This is a genomic window from Amycolatopsis sp. NPDC051061 (assembly GCF_040682935.1).
Taxonomy (GTDB): Bacteria; Actinomycetota; Actinomycetes; order Mycobacteriales; family Pseudonocardiaceae; genus Amycolatopsis.
In genome coordinates, this window is sequence record NZ_JBFBBZ010000045.1 from 69,709 (window position 1) to 77,375 (window position 7,667).

The following is a 7,667-nucleotide window of genomic DNA, read 5'->3' on the forward strand; positions in this document are numbered from 1 at the left end:
CCCGCCCGACCCGGGGTTACGGGGCGATGCCACCGATTTCCCCGGCCGGCCGGGGAACTCATCGGGACCAGGCTCAGGCCGGTGGGAAACGGGCGGCCCGCCGACGCATCGGCCGTAGAACTCCGCCCTGCTCAGCAACCCGTCGGACTTCCGAGGGGACCAGCCTCTCCAGCAGTGCGAGATGTGTCGGACACATAACTGCATGCCGTTGCCTGATAGGTACACCTGCGGGCCCACGATGGAGTGGAGTAGCTCATGACAGCCACAGCCGGGAGATCAGTACAGCGCCGCCGGGGGTCCGCAGGGCTGGTGCTCGGTCTCGCGGCCGTCCTCGCCGCGGTCACGGCCTGCGGAAACGGCGGCAGCGGCACCAGCGCCCAGAACGAGTTCCAGCCGGTGCAGCAGACCGGCGGACCGCTCACCGTGTGGGTCGACTCGACCCGGCTGCCCGCCGCGCAGCTGTACCAGAAGCAACACCCGTCGGCGAAGCTGAACATCGTCACCTATGACGGCGACGCCAACGGCTCGAACTACCTGCAGACCAAGGTGAGCCTGTTCAACCGCACCCGCAGCGGCTGGCCGGACGTGGTGTTCAGCACCCAGAACAACGAGGTCTCCTGGGCGGTGCAAGCCGGCTTCACCGCGCCCCTGAACAAGGGCCTGATTCCCGACGCCACGCTGAGCGGGTGGGCCCCCGGCGCGAACGACCCGTGCACAGTGGACGGCACGCTCTACTGCCTGCGCAACGATCTCGCCCAGACTGTGCTCTGGTACAACGCTTCGCTGATGCAGCAGTGGAACTACGCGGTCCCCAAGACCTGGGAGGAGTACCAGGCGCTGGGTCAACGCGTCGCCGCCGAGCACCCCGGTTACCTGGTCGGCACGGCGGGGGACAACTTCACCCCGGAGATCTACCTGTGGGCGGGCAAGTGCGGCGCCAACCAGATCACCGGCCGGAAAGCGGTCAAGGTCAACACCACGAGCCCGGCCTGCACCAGGATGGCGGCACTGCTCGACACGCTGGTCCAGAACCGCACGATGTCCACCAGCAGCGTGTTCAGCTCGGACTTCGACAAGAACGCCGGTGACAAGATCTCCATGCTGCCGGGGCCGTCCTGGTTCGGCGGATCGATCTTCCAGGAGTCCCTGAAGACGCCCAAGGGCCAGATCGCCGTCGCCCCGCTGCCGCAGTGGTCCGGCGAGACGGCTCCTTCGGTCGGCAACGTCGGCGGTGGCACCTGGCTGCTGTCCGCGCACAGCGCCAACCTCAAGGAAGCCACCGACTTCCTCACCTGGGTGACCACCTCGCCCGACTACCAGGGCCAGGTCGCACCGGGCTACCCGGCGAACACGACCGCGGCGAAGTCCTGGCTGGCGAAGCAGACGGCCAGCGGGTACTACGCCGGCGACATCACCGGACCGATGCAGGCGGCGGCCGCGCAGGTGTGGCCGGGCTGGGGTTATGGGCAGTTCAGCCAGGAGGCGATCTGGGCCGCGACCGTCACCCCCGGCCAGACCGCCGGCAAGACGATCGTCTCCCTGCTTCCCGACTGGCAGAAAGCGATCACCGACTACGCGAAGTCCAACGGGTACGAGGTCAGCCAGTGAGCACCGCCCCGACCGTCACCCGGCCGGCCGGGGCGGCATCCCGGCGACGGACGCGCTGGCCGGGCCGGGCCGGGCACCTCTTCGTCGCGGCCTACGTCGTCCTGCTGATCGCGTTCGGGGTCGTGCCCACGGTGTACGCGGTGTACTTCGCGTTCACCGACGCGGGCGACCGCTTCGCCGGCCTGTCGAACTTCGTCGAGGCCGCGGGTGACTTCCGGTACCTCTCCGCGATCGGCCACGTGGCGCTCTACCTGCTGTTCTGGCTGGTGTCGCTGGTGGTGCTCGTGGTCGGGTTGGCCCTGCTGCTGCACCGGCTGACCTCCGGTGCGGCCAGCACCACCCTGCGCTTCCTCTACTACATCCCCGGGGCGCTGGCCGGCGCGGCCAGCGTGATGGTGTGGCTGTTCATGCTGGATCCGTCGGTGAGCCCGGTGAGCTTCCTGCTGCAAGCGTTCGGTTTCGACACCTTCGGCCAGGTCGTCGCGCCCGGCCACCTGCCGGCCCTGTTCACCATGATCGCGTTCTGGACCGGGGCCGGCGGCTGGATCGTCGTGCTGTACGGCGCGTTGAACAACATCTCCCCCGACCTGCTGGAGGCGGCGCGGATCGACGGCGCGGGCGCATGGCAGACGGCGTGGCGCATCCAGATCCCCTTGCTGCGCAAGTGGATCGTCTACATGGTGATCCTCGCCTTCGCCGGGGGAACCCAGCTGTTCGTCGAACCGCAGCTGCTCTCGCAGGCGAGCGTCGGCGTCGCCGGCCGTGACTACTCCCTCAACCAGCTCTCCTACGACTTCGCCTTCCAGAACAACAACGTGAACACGGCCGCGGCCATCTCGGTGGAGCTGCTGGTGATCGGCGTGGTCGTCGCCGGCGTGTTCGTCGCCCGATCGGGGTTCTTCGATGCCGACTGACCTCCACACGCCCCCGCGCGCGGCCGAGCCGGCTCGGGCCACGCGCGCCGGCTCGTCGCGGCGACGCGCCCGGAAGCTGCCGAACCCGCTGTCGGTCCTGGTGCTCGCGCTGTTCCTGGTCTTCTTCGTGCTTCCGGTGCTGTGGCTGCTGCTGGCCGCGACCAAGACCGACGACCAGCTCGTGCACGGCAACCCGCTGTCGTTCGGCTCGTGGAGCGCGCTCGGGGACAACTGGACCGCGCTGACCTCCTTCGGGGACCACGCGATCTTCTTGTGGCTGGGCAACTCCGCGCTGTACTCGTTCATCGCGCTCGCGATCACGCTGTGCGTGGCGATCCCGGCCGGCTACGCCCTCGCGATGACCGAGTTCCGCGGCCGGCGCACGCTGCTCGTCGCGACGCTGGTGGTCATGCTGATGCCGAACGCCACCCTGGTGGTCCCGCTGTTCCTGGAGATCAACGCCGTCCACCTGATCGGCTCGATGTGGTCGATCATCCTGCCGTACTCGTTCTACCCGTTCGGCGTCTACCTGACCTACATCTACTTCTCCACCGCGCTGCCCCGGGACCTGATCGACGCGGCGAAGCTCGACGGCTGCTCGCAGTTCGGCGTGTTCCGCCACATCGCCCTGCCGCTGGCCGCCCCGGTCGTGGCTCTTGTCGGTTTCTTCAGCTTCGTCGCCAACTGGACCAACTACTTCCTGCCGTACGTCCTGCTCCCGGCAAGCGACCAGTTCCCCGTCCAGGTCGGGCTGGGCACCCTGCTGAACGCCGTCCCCCAGTTCAACCCGACCGTCGGCACCGCCGCGGTCCAGCGCCCGGAACTCGCGCTGGCCACCCTGCTCGCGATCACCCCGGTGCTCATCGTCTTCCTCTTCTCGCAACGTTTCCTGGTCACCGGCATGCTCGCCGGCGCGACCAAGGAGTAATGGAGAACTCTGATGCATCCCGTCATCACGGCCTCGGTCCCCCTGCTCGAACCGCCGGGCTGGGCGATTGCGCAGCGCGGGCTGTTCGACCTGCTCGACCAGGCCTGGCGCCGGTTCGCCCGCGACTTCACCGGCCCGGACGGACGGCTGCGGTACGAGGGCGAGCTCACCACCCGCGACGGCGTGGACGACTTCTACGAGACGTTCTTCAACTGGCCCCAGCTCTACCTGCTCGGCGGCGCCGGCGACCTGCTCGCCGAGTCCGAGCGCCACTGGGAGGGCGTCACCCGGCAGCTGACCGAGCTGGGCATGCTGCACGACGAGTACGAACGCGGTTACGACTGGTTCCACCAAGGCGAAAGCCTGCTGCTGCTGTACTTCCTGTGCATGGCCGCACCTGACCGGTGGCGAGACCGGGCGGTGCGGTTCGCGGAGCTCTACGTCGACCCCGCGCACGGCAACTACGACCCCGGACACCGCATCATCCGGCGCCCCCACAACGGCAGCGACCCGGCGCGCGACGGACTCTTCGACGGTGCTTCCTATCCGTGGCTGCCCCGGGAAGCCAGGACGTACGGCTTCCCGCTGGAGTGGCTGTCGCCGGACGCCGAGCCGTCGCCGCCGGATCACGACCCCGGACTGGGCGAGCACATGCACCGGCGCATGGGGGTGGGCGACACCGCGGTCAACCTCGCGGCCTCCGGGCTCGTCCTCAACGCCCTGCTGCTGTCGGGCGAGCGGCGCTACCGCGACTGGCTGGCCGAGTACGTGGGCGCCTGGCGTGAGCGCGCGGCCGCCAACGGCGGCATCCTGCCCGACAACGTCGCTCCCGACGGCACGGTGGGCGGACTGCTGGAGGGCCGCTGGTACGGCGGGCACTACGGCTGGTCGTGGCCGCACGGCTGGTACAGCGTCGGGCACGCCGCCGTCGTCGGCGCGCTGGCGGCCGCGCTCGCCACTGGCGACGACACCTTCACCGACCTGGTGCGCCCGGTGCTGGACGAGATCATCGCCCAGGGCAAGGTGATGGCCTTCACCGAAGCGGACTCCAGTCTCGAGTCCAAGTGGTCGGTCCAGCTGCGCGAAGACGTGCACACACCGACGCTGCACGTTCCCTACCGCTACGACGACCGCGGGTGGTTCGACTACAACCCGATGCTGATGGGCGTCCCGACCGCGTTGTGGCACCACTCCGCCTCGACCGGCGACCGGGAGCGCATCGAGCGGCTGCGCGCCGCCAGTGGTTACGACTGGCGCACCGTGCGGCCTTTCCGCAGCAAGGAGGAGGCCGGGCACGAAGAGCCCTGGTTCGCCTACCTCGCCGGCGACGACCCCGGCTACCCGGAGCGGATCCTGGCCGCCGCGCAGGCGCAGGTGCGGCACCGGCTGACCCGCATGGAGCGTTACCGCGACCAGGACGTTCCCGAAGCCGACATCCACCTCTGGCAGCAGTCCAACCCGGTGGTCACCGAGGCGCTGGTCCAGCTCACCTGGGGCGGCCCGCAGGTCGTCTACAACGGCGGTCTGCAGCAGGCCCGCGTGCGCTACTACGACGCGCAGGCGCGGCGCCCGGGTCTGCCGCCGATGGTCTCGGCACTGGTTTCGAGCATCGACCCGGACGCGACCGTACTCGAGCTGGTCAACCTCGACCCGCAGACACCGCGGTCGGTGATCGTGCAGGCCGGGGCGTTCGCCGAACACCACATCCGCACCGCGGGCCACAGCGTCTGCGACGACCCGTCGTGGATCGGCGATCTCTACGACTACGGCCACGGCGAGCCGGCCGTGACGTCGGCGTCGATCGCCGTCGAGGGCCCGTGGCTGCGGGTGGAGCTGCCCCGCTCCACCCGTATCCGCTTGACCTTGCGGTTGGCCCTGCGTGCCCGCACCCCGTCCTACGCCACCCCGTTCGACGAGCAGACCGCCGCAGGTGCCCCGTGAAGCGGACGACGCTCGGGACTCGGGTCGCCACGATCATCTCGTACTGCCAGGCCTCTGCGAGCCGTCCGTGCCCGCGGTCGGATCTTCCTCGGGAACCCCTCCGCCCGACTTGACCATCTCTCGTCTCCGCCGGTCCCGTGCGTGGCGTCGTTCGTGGTCGGAGGTCAGGCGCCGAGGCGGCTGTAGAGCCGGCTGGCCAGGGACGCGGCCAGCTGGTTCAACGCGGCGGTCGGATCGCGCTGGGCGTACTGCCCGAGCAGCTCCGCCGCCGCGTAGGCCTCGGCTTCCGACAGCAACGCCACGCGCCGCTCCCGCCGCCCCTGCTCCAGCAACCGCGTCAGCGCCTGGACGTACTCCCCGAGATCGCCGACCTGGGCCAGGCCGTAACGCTCACTGAGTGGATCCCGCCCTACCTCGTCGCTCACGGTCGTGCACCTCTTCTCACCGTCGCCCCGACACGTCCCAGAAAATCTATGTCGGCTGAAGTAGACATTCAACGATGGGTGTGTGTAGTGTTCTGGTCGTAGCGAGAGAGACAACGTCAAGCAGGCGCGGGAGAGGACGTAACTACCCGCGAGGTGAGACATGACGGTCAGGCAGCGCGGAGCCGATCACGGAACAAGGTTTCGGCTGGTGACCGGGAGCAGCAACCCAGGGCCGAGCTGTGAAGAAGGTTCGACCAGGTAGTACCGGCCCCGGGGGCAGTAGTGCAGGGCGCGGGCGGAGCGTGTGCGCCTGTGGATCTCAGTGATATCGGTAGGTAGTCGAAGATTCAGCAGTACTCGTAGTTGTCGTGTGCAAGTGCAGTGGCAGGACCGGTCAGGTGGCCGGGGCCGATCGGTGAAGGGGCTCCGGGCAGTGGCCAGCGGCGTCAGCGTGCTGGGACCGATCAGTGGAAGGGTTCCGGCAGTGACGTCCGCAGCAGGTGAAGTGGCAGGACCGAGAAAGTGGAATACACCGGAAAGAAGGGATCGGGAACATCATTGGATCGCCCGCAGCGGCCGGGAAGTAGCGCCGCGCGGGTGCCGTAGTCCCATCGAGTTCGGAGGTGGTGCTCGGTCACGAGTCAGCGATCCCCGCGTCATCCGGTTTTCGGCCGGACGCGGGTGCAGTAAGCCGGCGGTCGCGCCGGTTGACAATGGTGAAACCCAACCCTTGAGGACCCCGGGTGCCGCGCGCGGCACCCGGGGTCCTTTGTGATGTGGAGGTGGAATGATTCCTGACCAACCAGGACCGGCCACACCGAGTGCGGCCGACAAGTTCGACGACGAGCAGTACCCGGCCTACACGATGGGCCGGGCCGCGGACATGCTCGGCACCACGCAAGGCTTCCTGCGCAGCCTCGACGAGGCCGGCTTGATCACGCCGCAGCGTTCCACCGGCGGGCATCGCCGGTACTCGCGCCACCAGCTGCGTCTGGCCGCCCGGGCGCGGGAACTGGTCGACAACGGCACCGCCGTCGACGCCGCCTGCCGCATCATCACCCTTGAAGACCAGCTCCACGAAGCCCAGCGCCGCACCACCGAACTCCCCACCCGCGACTGATCTCCTCGCCCAACCCTTCTTGGTGACTGGCTCACCGGCGCGTCGCCGGGGCGGCAAAAGGAGCAGATGCGGTTCGGCGGTCGAGTTCGTGGTGCCGCTCGGTCAGCGTGTGAGCGAGTTCGACGAGCTTGACGTTCAGCTGCCTGGGACGTGCGGCGGAGAATAGCGAACGCTTCGTCGGCCGACACTGTGCCGGGTCGTCCCCGAGGGCCTTCGCCGGCTGCCCTCTGCGCCGGTCATGGCCGGTCAGTGACGATTTTGGCTCGCTTCGGCCGGAACGTGGTTCGAGGTAGCTCGTGCCACAGCGTGGTCGGATCTTGGGGTGACCGGCATCGACAGAAGCCCGTAGCCGGCCCCTCGAGGTGCGTGCGCCGGGTCTCAAGGGGGTCGGTGGTAGCGGACTGGTCGGTGATCGGGTCTGTGACTTGCGGCATCACGGTGGAAACGACCAGGCGACCGTGGGTCGCTCGCCCGCGAACAGCTGCGCCAGCGCGGGACCGAGACTCTTGAGCAGGTCGGGCTGACGCCATTAACCTGCGACGTCGGCATAGCGATGCTGATCCGTGCGGTCGCCCCGCCAGGTAAACACACCACGGAGACCGGACTTCACCTCATCCAGCCACACATCTCCAGACACCGCGGCCACCTCAGGGCCGCGACACACGCCCGTGCCGATGAGCGGTCAGGAATCGAATTCGAGATCACGCCCGCCTGCACCCGCGGCGGGCCGC

Annotated in this window: 6 protein-coding genes; 5 read left to right on the plus strand and 1 reads right to left on the minus strand. The window is 68.8% G+C overall.

The genetic code is table 11. The annotated features are described in order from the left end of the window. The first annotated feature begins 255 nt into the window (after positions 1–255). The 4 genes from AB0N03_RS40895 to AB0N03_RS40910 are packed head-to-tail and all read left to right on the plus strand — an operon-like array spanning position 256 to position 5,391. Positions 256–1,608 (plus strand): carbohydrate ABC transporter substrate-binding protein, encoded by a 1,353-nt coding sequence (locus tag AB0N03_RS40895; RefSeq protein WP_364384201.1) that lies wholly within the window; start codon positions 256–258, stop codon positions 1,606–1,608. Continuing rightward, the gene (locus AB0N03_RS40900) at positions 1,605–2,522 is read left to right on the plus strand and encodes a sugar ABC transporter permease (RefSeq protein ID WP_364384204.1); all 918 of its coding nucleotides are present in this window, start codon (positions 1,605–1,607) and stop codon (positions 2,520–2,522) included. The genes AB0N03_RS40895 and AB0N03_RS40900 overlap by 4 nt, the downstream gene beginning before the upstream one ends. Next, positions 2,512–3,450 carry a carbohydrate ABC transporter permease gene (locus AB0N03_RS40905; RefSeq protein ID WP_364384207.1) on the plus strand — a complete coding sequence of 313 codons (939 nt, stop codon included), beginning with the start codon at positions 2,512–2,514 and terminating at the stop codon, positions 3,448–3,450. The genes AB0N03_RS40900 and AB0N03_RS40905 overlap by 11 nt, the downstream gene beginning before the upstream one ends. Positions 3,451–3,462: 12 nt before the next feature. Further along, positions 3,463–5,391 carry a hypothetical protein gene (locus tag AB0N03_RS40910; protein ID WP_364384209.1) on the plus strand — a complete coding sequence of 643 codons (1,929 nt, stop codon included), beginning with the start codon at positions 3,463–3,465 and terminating at the stop codon, positions 5,389–5,391. Between the two features lie 164 nt (positions 5,392–5,555). Here the strand turns inward: AB0N03_RS40910 and AB0N03_RS40915 are convergent, their stop codons facing one another. Beyond that, on the minus strand, positions 5,556–5,816 hold the full coding sequence (locus tag AB0N03_RS40915) for a hypothetical protein (RefSeq protein ID WP_364384212.1): 261 nt from the start codon (positions 5,814–5,816) through the stop codon (positions 5,556–5,558). A gap of 787 nt (positions 5,817–6,603) precedes the next feature. Here AB0N03_RS40915 and AB0N03_RS40920 point away from each other — a divergent pair. Beyond that, positions 6,604–6,936, plus strand: coding sequence for a helix-turn-helix domain-containing protein (locus AB0N03_RS40920; protein WP_364384215.1), 333 nt, complete (start codon positions 6,604–6,606; stop codon positions 6,934–6,936). The last annotated feature ends 731 nt before the right edge of the window (positions 6,937–7,667 follow it).